At 40.4% G+C, this 19,096-nt stretch carries 22 protein-coding genes; 14 read left to right on the top strand and 8 right to left on the bottom strand.

All coding sequences use genetic code 11. The features are described 5' to 3' along the window. Positions 1–7: 7 nt before the first annotated feature. Entirely contained in the window at positions 8–1,678 is a 1,671-nt protein-coding gene (locus AC4CUX_RS16855) for an FMN-binding glutamate synthase family protein (protein ID WP_490792579.1), read from the bottom strand. Between the two features lie 298 nt (positions 1,679–1,976). Between AC4CUX_RS16855 and AC4CUX_RS16850 the strand changes: the two genes are divergently transcribed. The 4 genes from AC4CUX_RS16850 (at position 1,977) to AC4CUX_RS16835 (ending at position 4,867) form a co-directional block, all read left to right on the top strand. After that, positions 1,977–2,663 carry a LuxR C-terminal-related transcriptional regulator gene (locus AC4CUX_RS16850; RefSeq protein WP_004696942.1) on the top strand — a complete coding sequence of 229 codons (687 nt, stop codon included), beginning with the start codon at positions 1,977–1,979 and terminating at the stop codon, positions 2,661–2,663. 98 nt (positions 2,664–2,761) lie between these two features. Continuing rightward, on the top strand, positions 2,762–3,427 hold the full coding sequence (locus AC4CUX_RS16845; RefSeq protein WP_490792578.1) for a hypothetical protein: 666 nt from the start codon (positions 2,762–2,764) through the stop codon (positions 3,425–3,427). 72 nt (positions 3,428–3,499) lie between these two features. Further along, positions 3,500–4,632 (top strand): IS3-like element ISAba14 family transposase gene (locus tag AC4CUX_RS16840; protein WP_227555099.1). Its coding sequence is split into 2 segments (ribosomal slippage): positions 3,500–3,752 and positions 3,752–4,632, totalling 1,134 coding nucleotides; the frame shifts between segments, so codons are not numbered across the junction. Positions 4,633–4,711: 79 nt separating this feature from the next. After that, the gene (locus tag AC4CUX_RS16835; RefSeq protein WP_490792577.1) at positions 4,712–4,867 is read left to right on the top strand and encodes a hypothetical protein; all 156 of its coding nucleotides are present in this window, start codon (positions 4,712–4,714) and stop codon (positions 4,865–4,867) included. Positions 4,868–4,893: 26 nt separating this feature from the next. Here AC4CUX_RS16835 and AC4CUX_RS16830 read toward each other — a convergent pair whose 3' ends face one another. Then, the gene (locus AC4CUX_RS16830; protein WP_010326811.1) at positions 4,894–6,060 is read right to left on the bottom strand and encodes a ribosomal protein uL16 3-hydroxylase; all 1,167 of its coding nucleotides are present in this window, start codon (positions 6,058–6,060) and stop codon (positions 4,894–4,896) included. A 193-nt stretch (positions 6,061–6,253) separates the two neighbouring features. Here AC4CUX_RS16830 and AC4CUX_RS16825 point away from each other — a divergent pair, with 193 nt between their 5' ends. After that, positions 6,254–6,676 carry a hypothetical protein gene (locus AC4CUX_RS16825; protein ID WP_010326810.1) on the top strand — a complete coding sequence of 141 codons (423 nt, stop codon included), beginning with the start codon at positions 6,254–6,256 and terminating at the stop codon, positions 6,674–6,676. Positions 6,677–6,790: 114 nt separating this feature from the next. Here the strand turns inward: AC4CUX_RS16825 and AC4CUX_RS16820 are convergent, their stop codons facing one another. Together AC4CUX_RS16820 and AC4CUX_RS16815 are read right to left on the bottom strand one after the other, a co-directional pair. Beyond that, complete coding sequence (locus AC4CUX_RS16820; RefSeq protein WP_010326809.1) at positions 6,791–7,384, bottom strand: Maf family protein; 594 nt, start codon at positions 7,382–7,384, stop codon at positions 6,791–6,793. Next, positions 7,381–7,767, bottom strand: coding sequence for a DUF2237 family protein (locus tag AC4CUX_RS16815; protein WP_201951540.1), 387 nt, complete (start codon positions 7,765–7,767; stop codon positions 7,381–7,383). The genes AC4CUX_RS16820 and AC4CUX_RS16815 overlap by 4 nt, the downstream gene beginning before the upstream one ends. A gap of 139 nt (positions 7,768–7,906) precedes the next feature. Here AC4CUX_RS16815 and AC4CUX_RS16810 point away from each other — a divergent pair, with 139 nt between their 5' ends. From AC4CUX_RS16810 to AC4CUX_RS16795, 4 genes are all read left to right on the top strand, one after another. Further along, the gene (locus tag AC4CUX_RS16810; RefSeq protein ID WP_201951537.1) at positions 7,907–9,097 is read left to right on the top strand and encodes a phosphoglycerate kinase; all 1,191 of its coding nucleotides are present in this window, start codon (positions 7,907–7,909) and stop codon (positions 9,095–9,097) included. Positions 9,098–9,246: 149 nt separating this feature from the next. Beyond that, positions 9,247–9,522 carry a hypothetical protein gene (locus AC4CUX_RS16805; RefSeq protein ID WP_004696954.1) on the top strand — a complete coding sequence of 92 codons (276 nt, stop codon included), beginning with the start codon at positions 9,247–9,249 and terminating at the stop codon, positions 9,520–9,522. Positions 9,523–9,643: 121 nt separating this feature from the next. Beyond that, positions 9,644–10,681, top strand: coding sequence for a class II fructose-bisphosphate aldolase (gene fba / locus AC4CUX_RS16800; protein WP_004984718.1), 1,038 nt, complete (start codon positions 9,644–9,646; stop codon positions 10,679–10,681). A gap of 89 nt (positions 10,682–10,770) precedes the next feature. Further along, the gene (locus AC4CUX_RS16795) at positions 10,771–11,628 is read left to right on the top strand and encodes a DMT family transporter (RefSeq protein WP_010326807.1); all 858 of its coding nucleotides are present in this window, start codon (positions 10,771–10,773) and stop codon (positions 11,626–11,628) included. Positions 11,629–11,921: 293 nt separating this feature from the next. On the opposite strand, the gene nfsB is transcribed toward AC4CUX_RS16795, so the two are convergent. Further along, on the bottom strand, positions 11,922–12,575 hold the full coding sequence (nfsB, locus tag AC4CUX_RS16790) for an oxygen-insensitive NAD(P)H nitroreductase (protein WP_063454281.1): 654 nt from the start codon (positions 12,573–12,575) through the stop codon (positions 11,922–11,924). 301 nt (positions 12,576–12,876) lie between these two features. On the opposite strand from nfsB, the gene AC4CUX_RS16785 reads away from it, so the two are divergent. Together AC4CUX_RS16785 and AC4CUX_RS16780 are read left to right on the top strand one after the other, a co-directional pair. Further along, positions 12,877–13,110, top strand: a complete 234-nt coding sequence (locus AC4CUX_RS16785; protein WP_004696964.1) for a hypothetical protein — start codon at positions 12,877–12,879, stop codon at positions 13,108–13,110. Positions 13,111–13,362: 252 nt separating this feature from the next. Further along, positions 13,363–13,590 carry a hypothetical protein gene (locus AC4CUX_RS16780; RefSeq protein WP_004696967.1) on the top strand — a complete coding sequence of 76 codons (228 nt, stop codon included), beginning with the start codon at positions 13,363–13,365 and terminating at the stop codon, positions 13,588–13,590. A gap of 62 nt (positions 13,591–13,652) precedes the next feature. Here AC4CUX_RS16780 and AC4CUX_RS16775 read toward each other — a convergent pair whose 3' ends face one another. Together AC4CUX_RS16775 and AC4CUX_RS16770 are read right to left on the bottom strand one after the other, a co-directional pair. Further along, a complete protein-coding gene (locus AC4CUX_RS16775; RefSeq protein ID WP_005401203.1) occupies positions 13,653–14,372 on the bottom strand; it encodes a UDP-2,3-diacylglucosamine diphosphatase in 720 nt (239 codons plus the stop codon). 118 nt (positions 14,373–14,490) lie between these two features. Next, the gene (locus AC4CUX_RS16770) at positions 14,491–15,000 is read right to left on the bottom strand and encodes a peptidylprolyl isomerase (protein ID WP_004696971.1); all 510 of its coding nucleotides are present in this window, start codon (positions 14,998–15,000) and stop codon (positions 14,491–14,493) included. Between the two features lie 235 nt (positions 15,001–15,235). On the opposite strand from AC4CUX_RS16770, the gene AC4CUX_RS16765 reads away from it, so the two are divergent. The 3 genes from AC4CUX_RS16765 (at position 15,236) to AC4CUX_RS16755 (ending at position 18,527) form a co-directional block, all read left to right on the top strand. Further along, positions 15,236–16,954 (top strand): glutamine--tRNA ligase/YqeY domain fusion protein, encoded by a 1,719-nt coding sequence (locus AC4CUX_RS16765; RefSeq protein ID WP_005401204.1) that lies wholly within the window; start codon positions 15,236–15,238, stop codon positions 16,952–16,954. Between the two features lie 80 nt (positions 16,955–17,034). Further along, a complete protein-coding gene (locus AC4CUX_RS16760) occupies positions 17,035–17,946 on the top strand; it encodes a bestrophin family protein (RefSeq protein ID WP_005401205.1) in 912 nt (303 codons plus the stop codon). 119 nt (positions 17,947–18,065) lie between these two features. Further along, positions 18,066–18,527, top strand: a complete 462-nt coding sequence (locus AC4CUX_RS16755) for an SRPBCC domain-containing protein (protein ID WP_004696977.1) — start codon at positions 18,066–18,068, stop codon at positions 18,525–18,527. On the opposite strand, the gene AC4CUX_RS16750 is transcribed toward AC4CUX_RS16755, so the two are convergent. Then, entirely contained in the window at positions 18,521–19,060 is a 540-nt protein-coding gene (locus AC4CUX_RS16750) for a lecithin retinol acyltransferase family protein (RefSeq protein ID WP_005401206.1), read from the bottom strand. The genes AC4CUX_RS16755 and AC4CUX_RS16750 overlap by 7 nt on opposite strands. Between the last annotated feature and the right edge of the window lie 36 nt (positions 19,061–19,096).

The following is a 19,096-nucleotide window of genomic DNA, read 5'->3' as shown; positions in this document are numbered from 1 at the left end:
TTTTTATTTAGAAATGTTCTAATTTGGACATATTCCACATACGGAAATAGAAGTTCTCTTCATCTTTATTTTCACAAGATAGCAGTTCACCATCTTTTAACCAAAAATGCAGCTGCGCATAGTTTCGAATTTCTCGGTCATTAATACGCTGTGCTAAATGGCGTGCTTTAATTTCTGCTGGATGTTTTAAGCCCGCTGAAGCAATCATTTCTGAAAGTGCCTTTAATGTGTTGTCATGAAAATGCAAAACGCGTTCGGCTTTTGTGGGCACATGTATTGCTTTTTGACGCTCTTTGTCTTGTGTCGCAACACCAACAGGGCATTGGTTGGTATGACAACTTTGCGCTTGAATGCAGCCCACCGCGAACATAAATCCTCGTGCAGAATTGACCCAATCTGCCCCAATTGCCATGGTACTGGCAATATCAAAGGCACTAACCAATTTGCCACTGGCACCAATTTTGATCTGATCACGTAAACCAGCACCGACCAGTGTGTTGTGTACAAAAAGTAAGCCTTCACGTAGTGGTACGCCCATATTGTCTATCAGCTCGATCGGTGCTGCACCAGTACCGCCTTCGGAGCCATCTACGACAATAAAATCAGGAATAATTTGAGTATGCAGCATGGCTTTGACAATGCTCATAAATTGCCAAGGCTGACCAATACACAGCTTGAAACCGACAGGTTTGCCTTCAGATAACTCACGCAGTTTTTGAATAAAATGCATCATCTGAATTGGCGTTTTGAAGGCAGAGTGACTTGAGGGGGAAACACAGTCATGATCACGACTGACACCTCGTATTTCGGCAATCTCTTCAGAAATTTTATCTTTCGGTAGGATCCCGCCATGACCGGGCTTTGCTCCCTGAGAGAGCTTGATTTCGATCATTTTGACTTGAGGTCGCTTGGCTTGAGCGGCAAATTTTTCAGGGTCAAATTGACCATCTAGAGTACGGCAACCGAAATAACCACTGCCTAACTCCCAAACAATATCGCCTCCATATTCAAGATGGTACGGACTTAAACTGCCTTCGCCAGTATCATGGTAAAAACCACCCATTTGTGCTCCTTTATTTAAAGCGCGAATAGCATTGGCACTCAGGCTGCCAAAACTCATGGCTGAAATATTGAAAATAGAAGCACTATAAGGTTGTGAGCATTGCGAATTGCCCACCAAAATACGGAAGGTTTTAGGGTCAGCAGGTGTACATGGGCTCAGTGAATGAGTCATGAAGCGGTAGTTGTCTGCATAGACATCGATAATGGAGCCGAATGGTTTATCTGCATTTTGGTTTTTTGCACGTTGATAGACCAAACTGCGTTGCATACGCGAAAAAGGCAGTGCATCTTGATCGGCCTCAATAAAATATTGGCGAATTTCAGGGCGGAAATCTTCAAAAATAAAACGAAAGTGCCCCATAATCGGATAGTTCTTTAAGATCGAATGTTTATTTTGTAAAACATCATGCAAGCCAACAAGACTCAGTAAACCTGTGATTAGCCAAAGACTGTTCAGGAAAGTATCCGAAATAAAATAATTAATATAGATGGGGGTATGGCTATAATGAAAAAAAGTAATGCTCAAAAAAATAAAAATACACAGTAGCCAAATGGAGTGCCGTGAAAAAAAAGTATTGAGTAATTTATGACGTATGGATTGAGCAGGGCTAGACATATGGCTGGGCATCCTTCCTGATTGTTTAGACCTAATGTGCCAAGTCTCTATTTCATCTACAAGTAATAAATTGTTGTTAAGCCCATTATTATTTGCAGGAGGAATCCAATATTAAAATTACGGATAAATTTTATACAGATTGATATCTTTCAGAATTTAAAGTATATAAAATGAATATGAACAAGCGCTTATTGTTCAAAAGAAAAAATTATAAATTACTTACTTCTAGGGATAGGTTAGGCCAAGCTTGCATCGGTATAGTGTGGTTGAAGAATGATAAGAAAAAGGGGAAGCTTCAGTGAAAAATAAGGAAACTGTTTTGCCTGCACCTGTTTTAATCGTGGAAGATGAAGCCATGATTCGCTCGCGCCTAGATCTGATCCTGTCGGAACTGGGCTATAGTCAAGATATGCTGATTTTTGCTAAAAATTTAGCTGAAGCCATGCAAATTATTGCATCACAACCGATTTCTTTAGCTTTAGTTGATTTAGGGTTGCCTGATGGAAATGGCATCACCTTAATTGAAAAACTTAGAGAGATAGACGAAAGCGCCTTAATTTTGGTGATTTCTGCATGGAGTACACAGCAAAGTTTATTTGCCTCAATTAAGGCAGGAGCAAATGGCTATGTATTGAAAGAACGTGATGATGCCGAAGTGCTGATGTCCATACGGAGTATTTTGCGCGGCGGAGCGCCAATTGATCCCTTTATTGCTCGCGAAATTTTAAATCAAATCTCAACCTCAAATACCCCCCAAACTGAGCGTGTAGAGCAGTTGGATGGTCAGGACTATGATCAACTGACCAATCGAGAAACTGAAATTCTCAATTTGGTGGCACAAGGCCTGAGTAACCGCGAAATTGCTGAGCAATTATTTGTTTCGCGCTATACCGTTGAAAGCCATATTAAGCATATTTACCGCAAGCTTTCTGTTTCAAAAAGAACCAAAGCAGTCAGCACTGCGCGTTCTTTAGGTATTTTATGAGAAATGGCTGGCTGAGCATTTTTGTCACACTGTGTTTGTGTGTGCTTAGTTTTGCCAGTTCCGCACAAACCAACTTTGCTGTTAGTCCAACTTGTAAAGTGAATGTCGATAAAATTTCTGCGGTGAAAACAAGTTCTATCGATGTTGTTCCGAAGACGGGATGGGTAGAGGTCAAAAACCCTGACGTGTGGACAGAACGCTGGCCACATTACGATGGCGGCGTTTGGTACCATTTTAATTGGCATTGGAGTTGTAACGACAGTAATGAACTGAAGCAGCCTTTAGCATTTTCTGTGGAAGGCATGAGTAGTGCAGGCGCTGTTTTTTTTAATCGAAACCTGCTTTGGAAAGATAAGCATTTAGTTGAACCCCTATCAAAAAGCTGGAATACTCCGCGTTTTTGGATCCTTCCTGTCGAAAGCTTAAAACAAAAAAACAATGACATTTGGGTGTATGTGGTTGGTAATAGTTATGAAAGTCCGGGTTTAGGCAAACTAGAATTTTCTGATATCACAACAGCATATGATAAACAACAAAAAAGAATTTGGAACAAGAGAGCACTGTTTCAAGTCAATTTAGTCATTTCCACCACCTTAGGTTTGGTGTGCTTTGTCATTTGGTTTTTTAGACGCAATGAAACGACATTTCTGTGGTTTTCTGTTAGCTGTTTGTTTTGGGTCTTGTTTATTTGGAATGTCATCAACCGAGAAGTGTTTCCTTATCCAAACTCCCTGTGGGTCATGAAAACAGAGATGGATCCGTAAATTTGAACAACTCCTATAAGTGATATTCTGCTCCTCAAATGATGTTATAAACATCAATATATGGAGTATTTTATGGCACGTAGACCAAGAAGAAATCATTCAAATGATTTTAAAGCTAAGGTAGCACTTGCTGCGATTAAAGCAGAAAAAACACTTGCTGAATTGAGTGCTGAATTTGATGTTCATCAAAACCAAATTATCGACTGGAAAAATCAACTGATTTCAGCTTCCTCGCAAGCTTTCGATCAATCAAAAGCTCCAACAGAACCACCCATCGATCTAAAAAAACTACATGCAAAAATCGGTGAGCAGGCATTAGAAATTGATTTTTTAGAAGGTGTGTTGAAGAAACTGGGCCGCTTCAACCACAAAAGTTAATCGACGACTCACTTCAGATTTCAGTATCTAAGCAAGCTAAGCTGCTGAAAGTCTCCCGTGGTTGTTATTACTATCGCCCAAAACCTGTGAGTGCATCAGATCTGAAGCTGATGCGATGTATGGATGAGTTACATATGCAATACCCTTTTGCAGGTAGCCGTATGATGCGTGATTTATTGAATCGTCAAGGACATCATATAGGACGACGTCATACACGTACTTTAATGAAGAAAATGGGTATTCAGGCGTTATATTGCAAACCAAATTTAAGCCAGGCTAATCAAGCTCACCGTAAATATCCATATCTGCTCAAAGGGTTGGCTATTCAGCGCAGTAATCAAGTGTGGTCTACGGATATAACGTATATCCCTATGGCAAAAGGCTTTGTTTATTTATGTGCTGTGATTGATTGGCATAGCCGCAAGGTACTTGCGCATAGGGTATCGATTAGTATGGAGGTGGATTTTTGTATTTCGGCTTTAAATGAAGCGATTGAAAAATATGGTCGACCTGAAATATTTAATACAGACCAAGGCAGCCAGTTTACCAGTGATGCATTTATTGATGTATTGAAATCAAATGGCATTCAAATCAGTATGGATGGTAAAGGTCGATGGGTAGATAATGTGATGGTTGAACGATTATGGCGGAGCGTTAAATATGAAGAGGTGTATCTCAAAGCTTATAGCAGTGTCACAGATGCGAAAAAGCAATTAAGTGCATATTTTGAGTTTTATAATTTGAAACGACCTCATTCGAGTCTAGACAAAATGACACCAAATGAGTTTTACTATGATCAGCTACCCCAACAAAACAAGGTGGCTTAACTAGAGCGGAATATCACTTATAAATACGCTTTTAGTTGTTCAAACAAGTGGGACCACCTCTGATGGCGTAGGTTTTAATGTGGAGTGTGTGCTTAACCACGGGATGGGCATTGGTATGCGCAGTATGAAAATGCGTTTAGAAAAAATTGGTGCTGAGCTCAATATCGAATCAGAAAAAGGCTGTACCAAAATTATTGCCAGTTTAAGGTTTGGTGAGGGAGAAAGTGCTGAGTAGATTAGATTCCTCAGCACTTGGTTTGCTTAAGCTTCGTCAGGTGGGAGTAGCATTAAGACGGATTCGTTCATCAGCATTGCAATGTCTTCTAGAATATCGGCATCATATAAGCTTTCATCAAGTAACAGTGCTTCACCATCTGCTAAATTCTTGAGTAATGGTGCAAATTGCTCCGAAATGCATAGCCCTTCACCGTTGGCCCAAAATAAGAATTCATCTTCATCGTGAGTATAAAGTAGGCGAGAAGCAGGTTCTAAGATCAGCTGATAGCCTTGGTCTAAAATACCTTCTAAATCTCCTGTGCCAATTTCTTCAGCTTCAGGAATATTTTCAGGGTATTTCGGCTCTGACATCAAGGTCATAATAGCATCTTCAAGTAAAGTTGAGTTTTGCAGCTGAGCCAAAATTTCTGCCTTTAAATAATCCAATTCGTTTTGTGTTAATTGACCGATCGGACTTTGTTGGTCACGAACAATATCGAGTAAAGGATTACGTAGCAGAGCGTTATCAGACAGTTTGTCGCCTACACGGTCTACCATGTCGGTGACGTTTGGCATACGGAAGCCAAAAGAGAAAGTCAGGCAGTCATCTTCGGCTACACCAAAATGTGATAAACTTGGTGGTACATAAAGTAGATCACCTGGTGCTAATACTTCGTCAAAATGTACGTCAATTTCAGGTAGTAATTTTAAAGGTTGGCCTGCAACAATCTCAGATTCAGCATCGCACATTTGACCCAATTGCCAACGACGGTGTCCATAACCTTGAACTAAAAAGACATCGTAAAAGTCAAAATGCTTTCCGACAGAGCCACCTTTAGGCGCATAAGACACCATGATGTCATCACGGCGCCACTGCGGAATAAAAGGAAATTTTTTCCACAGTGCTGCTAAGTCAAAAGAGTAGTGATCTACGGCTTGAACCAATAAAGTCCAGAGTTTTGGCATCTTTTGGAAATCAGCTTTTAACAGCGGTGAAGACTTTACCGACCACTGATTTGGGTCACGGTCTTTTTGTTTGATGAGACGAGCTGTGACATTTTCATCTAAAGCCAGTTCCATAATATCGCTAGGTTCTAAAATATTGATAATTTCAGGCAGCGCGTTACGGACCAGTAATGGCTTTTTTTGCCAATATTCGGCAAGGAATTGTTCAGCTGTAATACCGCCAAGAACATCAAGAGATTGGGACATGAAAATAGCCTAAGCAAATTTAAAACAATATTGTGACTATTGTCTTATGATCGAAGGCCTATGTGCAAGTATCGTTAGATTTATTTAAATGCGCTTGGTTGATTTAAATAAATTGAGTTTGTCTGAGTCGTTATGATTGCAGGCATCAAAATTTTTACAGCATAATTGGTCTAAAATATAGTGAAGAAAAATAATGTTAAGTAAAGAAGATGCCGAGAAAATGGCGAATGAGATATTGCAAAAAGAAAGAGAGAAAAGTCAGTCCAAATTAGCGAAAAAATCATCCTCAATCGATAGGATATACAAAACAAAAGATTTGGCTAAGGTGCCGCAATATCAGCATATCTTACTTTTTAGACAAGCCAAAAGTCTCGCTGAAGATCATCCGCTATATAATAAAATGTGGTATGGCTATTTGGTATTGGCATTGTTATTTGTCAAATATCTCTTTAGACAGAGGGAAAGTGTGAGTAGCTTTGACCCTAATAATATTGGTCTATTTTCCTTTCTTATTCTTTTTATGCTGATTACGCTGTACCGTAGTCTATTAATTCGAATGTATTTTAAACGACTCATTCAAGCTTATCTCTCAGTAAATTCGTCTAAAAATCTTTGAGCGATTGGTCATATATTAATATTTATGCTGTTGTTAAATTTAATGCTCATAAACGAACAGCAACACCTGCTGCTGTTCAATTTATTGGGAATTAACTAAAAATACTTCTAATAATTATGGCACAAGCACTTTTAATTCACGCAGAATATGACACAACTGAATCATAGGCATACCCATCAACGTGGTTTGATCTTGTCCTATCATTTGTTCAAATAAGCTGATACCAAGGCTTTCACACTTGAAGCTTCCTGCACACATCAGTGGCTGTTCAACGTCAACATAACGCTGAATTTCAGGTAGTCCCAATTTACGGAACTTAACTTTATAATGTTCAACCAGACTACGCTCAAAACCTGTTGAGTGTTGCTGCACGCTGAGTGCGGTACTGAAGTAGACAATTTTGTCCGAATTGGCCTGTAGCTGTTTAATGGCTTTTTCAGTACTCAAAGGCTTACCAATAAAAATATCGGGTGCACCTTCACGCCATGCCACTTGATCTGAACCAATCACGATTGCTTCAGGATTTTGTGACGCAATGACATGCGCTTTTTCAAAAGCAAGTCGCTTGGCTAAATCATCGGCATGGCTTTCACCACGAGGCGATTCGTTTATATCAGGGACAACGCAGCGGTAGTCTAGACGTAAACGGTTCATGAGGTCTTTACGAGTTTGACTGCTTGATGCCAAGATAATTTCTGAAGTATTCATTCGACTGCATATTCCATAAGCACATTCAGCGGGACATAGGACAGTACAGCTTGATGGCAAGCTTGAACTTTAACAGGAGGCGCAAAACCGGCCTGATAAGCTTCTACCCAACGGGTCACACAGATACACCAAAAATCACCAGGTTGTAGACCTGGAAAGTTAACTTCAGGCACAGGGGTAATGAGATCATTACCTACACGCTGCGAAAAATTTAAAAACTCAGAGGTCATTTCGACACAGATCGTGTGTTGTCCCAAATCAGAAGGTGCTGTATGACAAAAACCATTACGGAAATATCCAGTGATCGGGGAATAACAACAGCTGGCTAAAGGTTCACCCAAAACGTTTAAACGGTTTAGATTTGGATCAGGATGAATAGACATAAATGCTAAATCTAGTGAGACTTTTCACTATGATAGCAAAACTTTGCCTTTCGTTTGCTTTTCTGCAAAAGAAGCTAACTTTTTTCTGCATAATCATTTAAAATCGACGCGATTTTTATATATAGAAAGAGAGCTCTACATGAATTTTCAGCGTATGACTGACCTCGATTTAACGGGTAAACGTGTTCTTATTCGCGAAGATTTAAACGTTCCTGTTAAAAATGGTGTGATTACAAGCGATGCACGTTTACGTGCCGCTTTACCAACAATTAAAGCAGCGTTAGCACAAGGCGCAGCACTAATGGTTTATTCTCACCTTGGTCGTCCAGTTGAAGGTGAGCCAAAACCAGAACAATCATTAGCACCTGTTGCAGCGTATTTGACTGAAGCATTGGGTCAAGACGTTCAATTAGTGACGGATTACCTTGATGGTGTTGAAGTGGCAGCAGGTCAAGTGGTACTCCTTGAAAACTGCCGTTTTAACGTGGGTGAAAAGAAAAACAACCCAGAACTTGCGGCAAAATATGCAGCACTTTGTGATGTATTTGTGATGGATGCATTCGGCACAGCACACCGTGCAGAAGCATCAACTGAAGGCGTGGCACGTTTAGCGAAAGTTGCGGCGGCTGGTCCTCTATTGGCGGCTGAGTTAGATGCACTTGGTCGTGCATTACAAACCCCTGAAAAACCAATGGTTGCTATTGTTGCGGGTTCTAAAGTATCGACTAAGTTAGATGTGTTGACATCACTTTCTGATATTTGTGATCAATTGATCGTGGGTGGTGGTATTGCCAATACGTTCTTGGCCGCAGCAGGCTTCAATGTCGGTAAATCATTGTGTGAAAATGATTTGATCGATACAGCAAAAGCGATTGCTGCAAAAGTTTCTGTGCCGCTTCCAACGGATGTTGTCGTGGCAGATGCTTCTGAAATCGATTTTGCAGACTTCTTGGGTTCATTGGCTGCTGCTAAAGCAGTCGTGAAAAAAGTTGAAGATGTGACTGACAATGACATGATTTTGGATGTAGGTCCAGAAACGGCAAAAGCATTTGCAGACATTCTAAAAATGTCGAAAACGATTCTTTGGAATGGCCCAGTGGGCGTATTTGAAGTTGATCAATTCGGCGAAGGCACAAAAACTTTATCTTTAGCGATTGCTGAATCTGCTGGCTTCTCTATTGCAGGTGGTGGTGATACTTTAGCTGCTATTGATAAATACGAAGTTGCAGACAAAATTGGTTATATCTCAACTGGTGGTGGTGCATTCCTTGAATTTGTCGAAGGCAAAACACTTCCAGCAGTTGCAGCGCTAATAGAGCGTGCACAATAATTATTGTGTGCTAATGCTGTTGTAAAAAGGTTGACTTCGGTCAACCTTTTTTTATGAGCTTAACAAATCTATTCATCATTCAGTCATGAAAATGAAATAATGCTGAAATAAACTACAGGGCATTAAATCATCTGTTCTAGGAAAACATTATGAATTTAAAAATGACCCTTGCTGCACTTTTGTTAGCACCATTGGCACTGACTGCTTGTAAGAAAAATGAAGCACCAGAGCAAACCGCTGCGGCATCTGAAACAGCAGCAGTTGAAGAAGCTGTAACTGCTGAACAACAAGCGGCAATTGATGCGATTGATCAGCCAGAGTTGGATGAAAAGAACAAAGACATTCCTGCTGAAGTTGCAAATGCACCAGCAGATGCTGCAACAGCAGATCCTGCGGTAGAGGCTTCGGCAGCTACAGCACACTAAATACACGCGAATTTCGTAAAAAGTCCCTGCAATTGCGGGGATTTTTTTTAAATAGTGTTATTTGTTGCTGAATTGAAACCTTTGAGCATGTAGAATATGTCGCATCAACTGGGAGGACATTATGGCTCTTATTTCATTGCGCCAGCTCTTGGATCACGCCGGCGAACATGCTTACGGCGTACCAGCATTCAACGTAAACAACTTAGAACAAATGCGCGCAATCATGCTTGCAGCAGATGCGACAAATTCACCTGTTATCGTACAAGCATCAGCGGGTGCGCGTAAATATGCAGGCGCTCCATTCTTACGTCATCTTATTTTGGCTGCAATTGAAGAATGGCCACACATTCCAGTGGTAATGCATCAAGACCATGGTACAGATCCAGACGTTTGCCAGCGTTCAATTCAATTGGGTTTTTCATCTGTAATGATGGATGGTTCATTGGGTGCAGACGGTAAAACACCAACAACGTATGAATACAACGTTGATGTAACACGTCGTACAGTACAAATGGCGCATGCATGTGGTGTTTCAGTTGAAGGTGAAATCGGTTGTTTAGGTAGCCTTGAAACTGGTATGGCGGGTGAAGAAGATGGCGTAGGCGCTGAAGGTGTTCTTGATCATTCTCAACTTTTAACTTCAGTTGAAGAAGCACGTCAGTTTGTTGCAGATACCAATGTAGATGCACTTGCAATTGCGGTGGGTACTTCTCACGGTGCATATAAGTTCACTCGTCCACCTACAGGCGATATTTTGGCGATTGACCGTATTAAAGAAATTCATGCGGCGCTGCCAAATACCCACCTTGTGATGCACGGTTCAAGCTCTGTTCCGCAAGAATGGTTAGCGATCATTAACCAGTACGGCGGCGACATCAAAGAAACTTATGGTGTTCCTGTTGAGCAATTGGTTGAAGCAATCAAGCACGGTGTACGTAAAATCAACATCGATACCGATTTACGTTTAGCATCTACAGGTGCAATGCGCCGTATGATGGCTGAACAACCAAGCGAATTTGATCCGCGTAAATTCTTTGCAAAAACTGTTGATGCAATGAAACAGATCTGTGTTGATCGTTATGAAGCTTTTGGTACTGCGGGCAACGCCGACAAGATTCGTCCAATTTCTTTAGAGAAAATGGTTGATCGTTATAAATAATTCTTTTTGAATGATTTATATTGGAAAAGCCCACCCTGATGTGGGCTTTTCTATGTGTGTAATCCAAGTGACAATAATAAGAGTGTGCTATGGAACTGATATTTGCTGCGGCCTGTTGTAGTGTGGTGGTCTCCATTCTTTTAAAATGGGGCAAAAACAAAGGATTTGATCCGATCCAGATGATCAGCTGGAACTATGCTTCAGCCAGTTTACTGTGTTACGTCTGGTTTAAACCTGACCTAAGCCACGTTTCTGTTTCAAATACTCCGTGGTGGCTGATTATAGCACTTGGTGTCTTGTTACCGAGTGTATTTTTATTTTTAGCCAAGTCTTTGCAATATGCAGGCATTGTCAAAACAGAAATCGCACAGCGTTTGTCGGTGATTTTATCTTTATTGGCGGCTTATTTTATTTTTCAAGAACAGTTTAATCAGCTCAAAATTATCGGGGTAGTCTTGGGGCTTGCCGCCGTGATGTGCATTTTATTTACCAATGCCTCTGGTGGTGGAGAAGGTCAAAAACAGGCTGTGTGGTATTTAGCACTAGTCTGGTTTGGTTATGCGCTGATTGATGTCTTACTCAAATATACAACAGGGCTGGGTGTGCAGTTTTCCGTTGCGTTAAACCTGATGTTTATTTGCGCGTTTTTATTGTCAGTCGGTTATGTTGCTGTGACCACGAAAAATATCGGCTTAACCAAGAACGTCTTGGCAGGTTTATGTCTTGGCGTGTTGAACTTTGCCAATATCGCACTTTATGTCAAAGCTCATCTGTTACTCAAGGACAGCCCAGCGGTGGTCTTTGCAGGCATGAATATTATGGTGGTGCTGTTAGGCGTATTCAGCGGACTACTGTTCTTTAAAGAGAAGCTCAAACTCGCAACAGCAATCGGATTGGTGTTGGGTATCACAAGCGTGGCTTGTTTAGCTTATGCAATGTCTGTTTAAAATAGATCTGCACAAAGGAAAAAGGGTGTTTGAGTAGATCCTCAATCACTGCAATTCCCAATAACAGCCCTGGTTGCTCACAATTGGGGCAATCGGGATAGTGAGGGCGCATGATATGTTGATACTGACCTAAATAGATTTTATTGCAATGTGCACATTCAAATTTCATCGGTATATTGGGCTTAACAGACATCAGCAACCTCACTTTTTTTGTTTTGGCATTGAACATGATGAAGCAATTTTCAGGCCCAAAATATAAAAGGGACTGAAGTCCCTTTTATAAACAAATAGCATTACAGCTGCGTGAAAATATCTTCTTTGCTTAAGCGAGACTTTGGCAATTTTGCATTGAAGTCAGCATCACTACGATAGCCTAGTGTGAGCAATACAGAAGGGATTAGACCTTGTTCGGCTAAACCTAGCTCTTCACTAATAATGGATTCATTAAAACCACCAATTGGCGTCGCATCAATTTTTTCAATACCTGCAGCCAATAGAATTTGACCTAAAGCAATAAAGGTTTGGTTTTCGGCCCAACGCTGCACATCACCTTTTTCATTGCGGTAATAGTTGACATAACCTGAACGACTGTCTTTTTGGCCTTGCTTAGCGGCATCATCTTTAAAACGACCATGTAGGTCATCTTGATGCAATAAATTTTCCAAATGTTGCTCAGAAATATCGGCTTTGGTACAAAATAAAATTGTATGTGATGAATCTAGTACTTTGGGAGCATTGTATGCGTATTTACCCACCAGTGCTTTTGCAATTCGTTCTTTGGCGTTTGTGTTTTCTGCAATGAAAAAATGCCAAGGTTGGATGTTGATAGACGATGGCGTCAAGCGGAGAATTTCTAATAATCGAGCAAACTGTTCATGAGGGATCTTTCTATTTGGGTCATAAGCTTTGGTGGTATAACGACTTTTTGAAATATTTAGCAGATCCATAATCGCACTCGATTTATTGTTGATGTCTCATTCTAACCGATGAAAGGAGACTTGTGATCACGCTACAACTCGAACAGACTTAGATTTTAGTTGAAAAAGGCATACAGACTTAGTTCGTTATCATTATTGAATAACGAGTGTGTTACTCAATTTCTATGGGGGAGAGGCAGTTAGTATGTAATCAAAGCTGGGTGTAAGTTACTCGTTTTGTTTTTATGTGACATTGAGATAGTAATTGCGTTGCAATCAAATCTATAAAGTGGTTGAATTACTTCTTTAAAATAATGAACATACTGTATAAATGTTTGATCTAGAACCTAAAAATATCAAAGCTAAAATCCGACAACAGTCTTTAACGAAAGTTTTTACGGTGTTGATTTTTGGTTTGAGTATTTTAATTATTGTGTCAGAATATCAAAAATATAGTGAATGGAATTTTAAGTTTCTAGTGATTGCTGTGGCTGTCATGGTTTGGAATTATAAGTTGGCTCGTGAAATTAAAAATTTAAAAGATCAAAATACCGATGTGCCTTAAACAAATCATTTTCTGGTTTATGCTAGTATTTACCCAAAGTGAGCTACTTTTGCTTAAATCTTGACAACCTAGTATAATGAAGACTACGAGTAGGTATTGTTCCTACTTTTCTATGATATAGCTGATTGTGATCTATCTGAGTTCAGGCATTTGACTTGAATATCATCATTGTAACTACAGAATTATTATTCAAAACCCGTTTTATTAATCTCTTTGTTCCATCACAAAAAGCTCACTTAGTGAGTTAAAATTTTGACAACTTTAAATACATGGCGTGTTGCTACAGCCGTAAATGGTAGTGAAATCAATGTAAAATTGGTGCCACTTAAACGTCAACAAAATACAAATCACGGTTTAATTTGGGTTGAAGTGGGGCATATGATTCAACTTGAATCTGGCGAAACTCTTCCAATGAACTTAGATGGTTTGAGCTTTTATACCGGTGTTAATCAATTGTATCGTCTAAATGAGTTGAACTAAGGCGATAAGTACTTGAGTTAAGCATTATGTGTAATATTGATTGGTATAATCAAAAAATGGCATTAATACTGCCATTTTTTTAATACCAAATTTTGTAGATGATCATTCGCATTAATTTCTAAAATCTGAGCCGAATCTTCTTTCCAGTCACCAAGTACAATTCTCTTTTTCCCATCGACATCATGAATATTTGCGCGGTGGGTATGTCCGTGAACTAGTAAATCAACATTGCTTAATGCTGCTTGAACAGCATCTTGATTCACATCCATGACTTCATAGCTTTTAAACTGTTGTGCTTGACGGCTTTTTTTACGGAATCCATTGGCCAGTTTTTGTCTAAAACCAAGAGGTGTACTTTTTAAAAACTTCAGCAGAAGGGGGTTACGGATGATTTTACGAAAACGCTGATAGGATACGTCATCCGTGCAGAGCAAATCACCATGTTCAATACGAATGGTGTGATCTGAAAGTTTGAGTGTGCAAACTTCAGCTAACAGTTGACCATTAAATTGGTTGAGGAACTGTTGTCCTAGGGCAAAATCACGGTTACCTGTTAAGAAATAGATGTGATTGCCTGCATTTGAAAATTGCTTTAAAGCGCGAATGATTTCATCTAGCCAAGGGGCTGTGTAGTCGTCGCCAATCCATGCATTGAACCAATCGCCTAAAATATACAGCTGGGTATTCTTGTTTTTATAAGCATCTAATAAATCTAAAAACCCTCGAACGAGTCGAGGGTGATCTGGTGACAAGTGTAAATCAGCGATAAACAAATAGGTCACGGAAGTTTCCTTTTAAAAATCCCTCCCGACCTCCCTTTAAAAAGGGAGGGTAATCTCATATTCGAATGAGAGTCTATCTCCCTCCTTTATCAAAGGAGGGCTGGGGAGGATTTAAAAATTACTCAGAAATGATCTTAGCAGATTCAATCACAACGTTTTCTAGTGGAACGTCAGCGTGGTAGCCACGGTTGCCAGTACGAACACCTTTAATTTCGTTTACTACGTCTAGACCTTCAGTTACTTTACCGAAAACTGCATAACCCCAACCTTGTGCATTTTTGCCAGAGTGGTTAAGGAAAGAGTTGTTACCAACGTTAATAAAGAACTGCGCAGATGCAGAGTGAGGTGCTTGTGTACGCGCCATTGCAATTGTACCAAGGTCATTGGTTAAGCCGTTATCAGCTTCGTTTTCAATTGCATCACGTGTTGCTTTTTCTTTGAAGTTTTCATCCATACCACCACCTTGGATCATGAAGCCATCGATCACGCGGTGGAAAATTACGCCGTCATAGAAACCGTCACGTACGTATTCTAAGAAGTTAGCAACAGTGATTGGTGCTTTTTCGTTGTTAAGTTCAAGAACAATACGACCTTTATTGGTGTTTAATTCGACTTGAGGAAAACTCATTGTGTAATCTCCTAATCATGGACATCAAAGCCATGGGTTTTTTGGTTGTGAGAAGCATAAGCAAACTGTAAACTACAAGGCAAGTAAAAACGTTATTTTCTTTGTAAAATAGATCAAATATCGTTTAAGGGGCTGTAAAATATTCATAAATCGACTGATAGATCAGTTAGAATTATGCTCGTATAGCAGGACCCTATTTTTCCTTAATTTTTTTCATCAAAGTGATTTTTAAACTATGAAGCCGAATGATGTTGTTTCAACACTGCCAAATAACCCGACACCAAGTAACAATGCCTCTGTCGTAGCGCAGCAAGAACAACAGCCAGGCTTAGACTTTGTTCGCCAAGTGATTACCGAAGATTTGGCTGAAGGTCGTACGCAAAAAGTAGTCACGCGTTTCCCGCCAGAGCCGAATGGTTATTTACACATTGGTCACGTGAAAGCGATTTGCTTAAACTTTGGTATTGCCAACGAGTTTGATGGTTTGTGCAACCTACGTTTTGATGACACCAACCCAGATGCAGAAGAACAAGAATATGTAGATGGGATCGCCAATGACGTTAAATGGTTAGGTTTTGAGTGGAATGGCGAACCGCGCTATGCATCAAGCTATTTCGATCAACTCCATGCATGGGCGATTCAACTGATAAAACAGGGTGATGCTTATGTGGATTTGCAGTCCCCTGAAGAAATCCGTTTGAACCGCGGTAACTTTATTGAGCCGGGTAAAAACTCGCCTTACCGCGATACTTCAGTTGAAGAAAACCTTGCGCGTTTTGAAAAAATGAACAATGGCGAGTTTGCAGAAGGTGAAGCTGTTCTGCGTGCCAAGATTGATATGGCATCTCCAAATGTGCATATGCGTGACCCTATTTTGTACCGTGTACTCCATTCAGAGCATCACCAAACAGGTGATAAATGGAAAATGTACCCAATGTACGACTATGCACATCCATTATCCGATGCAATTGAAGGCATTACTCACTCATTATGTACTTTGGAATTCCAAGACCACCGTCCGTTTTATGACTGGGTGGTTGAGAAAGTTCACTCGGAAGCAGTACCACGTCAGTATGAGTCTAGCCGTTTAAATATTGACTACACCATTACCTCTAAGCGTAAATTACGTAAATTGGTTGAAGGTGGTTATGTCAATGGATGGGATGACCCACGTATGCCAACCGTTGTAGGTATGCGTCGTCGTGGTTTTACCCCAGAAGGCCTACGTGACTTCTGTAAGCGTGTTGGTGTGTCGAAGTCAGATGGTATTGTTGATGTTGCAATGCTTGAATACTGCATCCGTCAGTCTTTGGAAAATACAGCTGCTCGTGGTATGGCAGTATTGAATCCACTCAAAGTCACACTCACAAATTTGCCTAACGATATAGATTTAACTCATTCACGTCATCCAAATGTAGACATGGGTGAGCGTGTAATTCCGTTAACCTCTGAAATTTACATTGACCGTAAAGACTTTGAAGAAGAACCACCAAAAGGCTTCAAGCGTTTAATTCCGGGTGGTGAAGTTCGTCTACGTCATGCTTATGTCATTAAGTGTGATGAAGTGATTAAAGATGAAAACGGTAAAGTGGTTGAGTTGAAATGTTCAATCGACCCTGAAACTTTGGGCAAAAATCCAGAAGGTCGTAAAGTTAAAGGGGTGATTCACTGGGTATCTGCGACTAAAGGCATTCCTGCTGAAGTGCGTATTTATGATCGCCTGTTTACAGAGTCGGACCCTGAAGTGGGCGATGATTTCTTAGCGAACTTGAATCCTGATTCATTGAAAATTGTAAACGCGGTGATTGAGCCTGCATTGGCGCAAGCACAGCCTGAAGACCGTTTCCAATTTGAGCGTGAAGGTTATTTTGTTGCAGATCAATACGACCATACAGCAGAGAAACCTGTGTTTAACCGTATTTTAGACTTAAAAGACAGCTTTAAGCCTAAATAAGCGCTGTTTGCTTGATTTGGATAGATATAAGGCTCAACTTCGGTTGAGCCTTTTCGTAGCGAAACCAATAGGAATATACTGTGATCGTTCGAGATAAAACCAATAGCTTTGCATTACTCTTTGCTTGGCGTGGCACCATTTTGCCGAAAGTGTTTCCGGCACTGATGGTCGGTGTTTTAATTTCAACTCTTTTGGTTTATCTAGCGACTCAACATTACGTGACAGCTCCTGCAGTGCCTGTCATTGGGTTTACTGTATTTGGTGTGATTCTTTCGATTTTCTTAAGCTTTCGAAATACAGCGTGTTATGACCGCTGGTGGGAAGGGCGTAAGCTATGGGGCGCAATGATTGCCAACGCACGGCATATGATTCGTGATAGTTATGTCTTAAATGATGCAGAGCGTACAGTTTTGATGTATCGCGTGATGTTATTTAGTCATTTGCTTCGAGATCGTTTACGGCAGCAAAGTCATACCTATGACCACTATCAAGCCAAAGTACAACTGACAGTAGAGCAGTGGGAGGTATTGGCTACGCATATTAATCCACCGCAATATCTATTAGAGCTTACGCAGAAAGATCTGGCGGTGTTGTATAAGCGTGGTGAGATTAGCGATATTATTTACAGTATGCTGACTAAGCATATGGTGGCAATGGGAGATATTCACGCTGGTTGTGATCGTATTTCATCTACACCTCTGCCATTTTCTTATTCGGTTTTGTTACACCGTGCCGTGTACTCTTTCTGTCTCATTTTACCTTTTAGTTTAAGTTCCAGTCTTGGTTTTTGGTCACCGGTGATCGTGGCCTTAATTGCCTATCTCTTATTGGGTTTAGATGCGCTAAGTGCAGAGTTAGAAGAACCCTTCGGGCTTCAGGAGAATGACTTGCCTTTAGATGCTATTGTGCGAGGCATAGAGCGTGAAATGCTGAGTTCTTTAAATGAGTCCTTGCCAGAACCAGTGAGTGCGCATAGAGCCAATTTAAGTTAAAGCAGTGAACAAATCCATAACAGAAAATGAGTGGATTGCCTGAGCCATAACAAATTTTCGATATGATTGGTTTGTTGAGATGTGCTATCACTAAGTTTAAAAGTGATAGGGATATAACAATGACTACCGTGATCGAAACTCAGATGTTGATTCGGCGTTCTGTCAATATTGTGTTTAACGCTTTTGTTGATCCACTTATAACCACCAAGTTTTGGTTTAGTCAGTCTTCAGGCTATTTAGAAAAAGGTGCAATGGTCGATTGGACATGGGATAAATACCAAATTACGCACTCGACGCATGTCCTACAAGTCGTTGAAAATGAGCTGATCTGCATCGAATGGGGCACGCCTAAAACTAAAGTGGATTTTGTATTTGAAAAAATCGACAGCATGAATACCTATGTGATCATTCGAAACTATGATATTGAGTTACAGGGTAATGAGTTGATTCATTATGTGATGGATGCAACAGGTGGCTTTACTACAGTGCTAGATGGTGCCAAGGCATGGCTTGAATACGATATCCAGCTCAACTTGGTGGAAGATAAATTCCCGCCTTTTCAGTTACGTTCACATCAGTGATCTTTTTTAGAGCGTTCCTCTTTAAACTCAAAATAGTTGCCAAGCTGTTGTTTGGCCTTATCACGTAATTTCTTTTTGATATAAAGCACCAAGGCAAAACAGGTGGTGGTGAGCGTTAACATTAGGCTGTTCATGAAACTCATCATTGAGCTTACATAGCCAATGGTGGTGAGCCGGTTCATCATTTTGATGACTTGGGGGCTACTTTCAATGCCTGTAATGGCCCACGTACACAAGTGTTCACAGTTATTGATAATAAGATGGTAGTTGTTTTCATGCATGCGTGAGCGCATACGGCGAACCACTTTACGGCCTTTATATTTGGGGTCTTGGTACTGATTCACTGTAATTTTGCGTCCGTGGCTAAAGTTCTCGATGGAGGTGATTTCAATCGGATGCTTTTTAAAAAGATGCGCAAAACCTGAATAATGAATCACACGTCCACGCCCAGCATATATGCCGTGATGCGTATAGCCAAAATGTTTGACTATAAGATGAGCCCCCAAGGGGTAGTGGACTTTTTGTTGTTGCATGCCTAATACGTGCTAATTCATTACAGTTGTCTTTTA

The organism is Acinetobacter sp. 231_lipA (genome assembly GCF_058243005.1).
The sequence above is the reverse complement of the archived record's forward strand: the minus strand, read 5'-3'. Positions and strand labels throughout refer to the sequence as shown.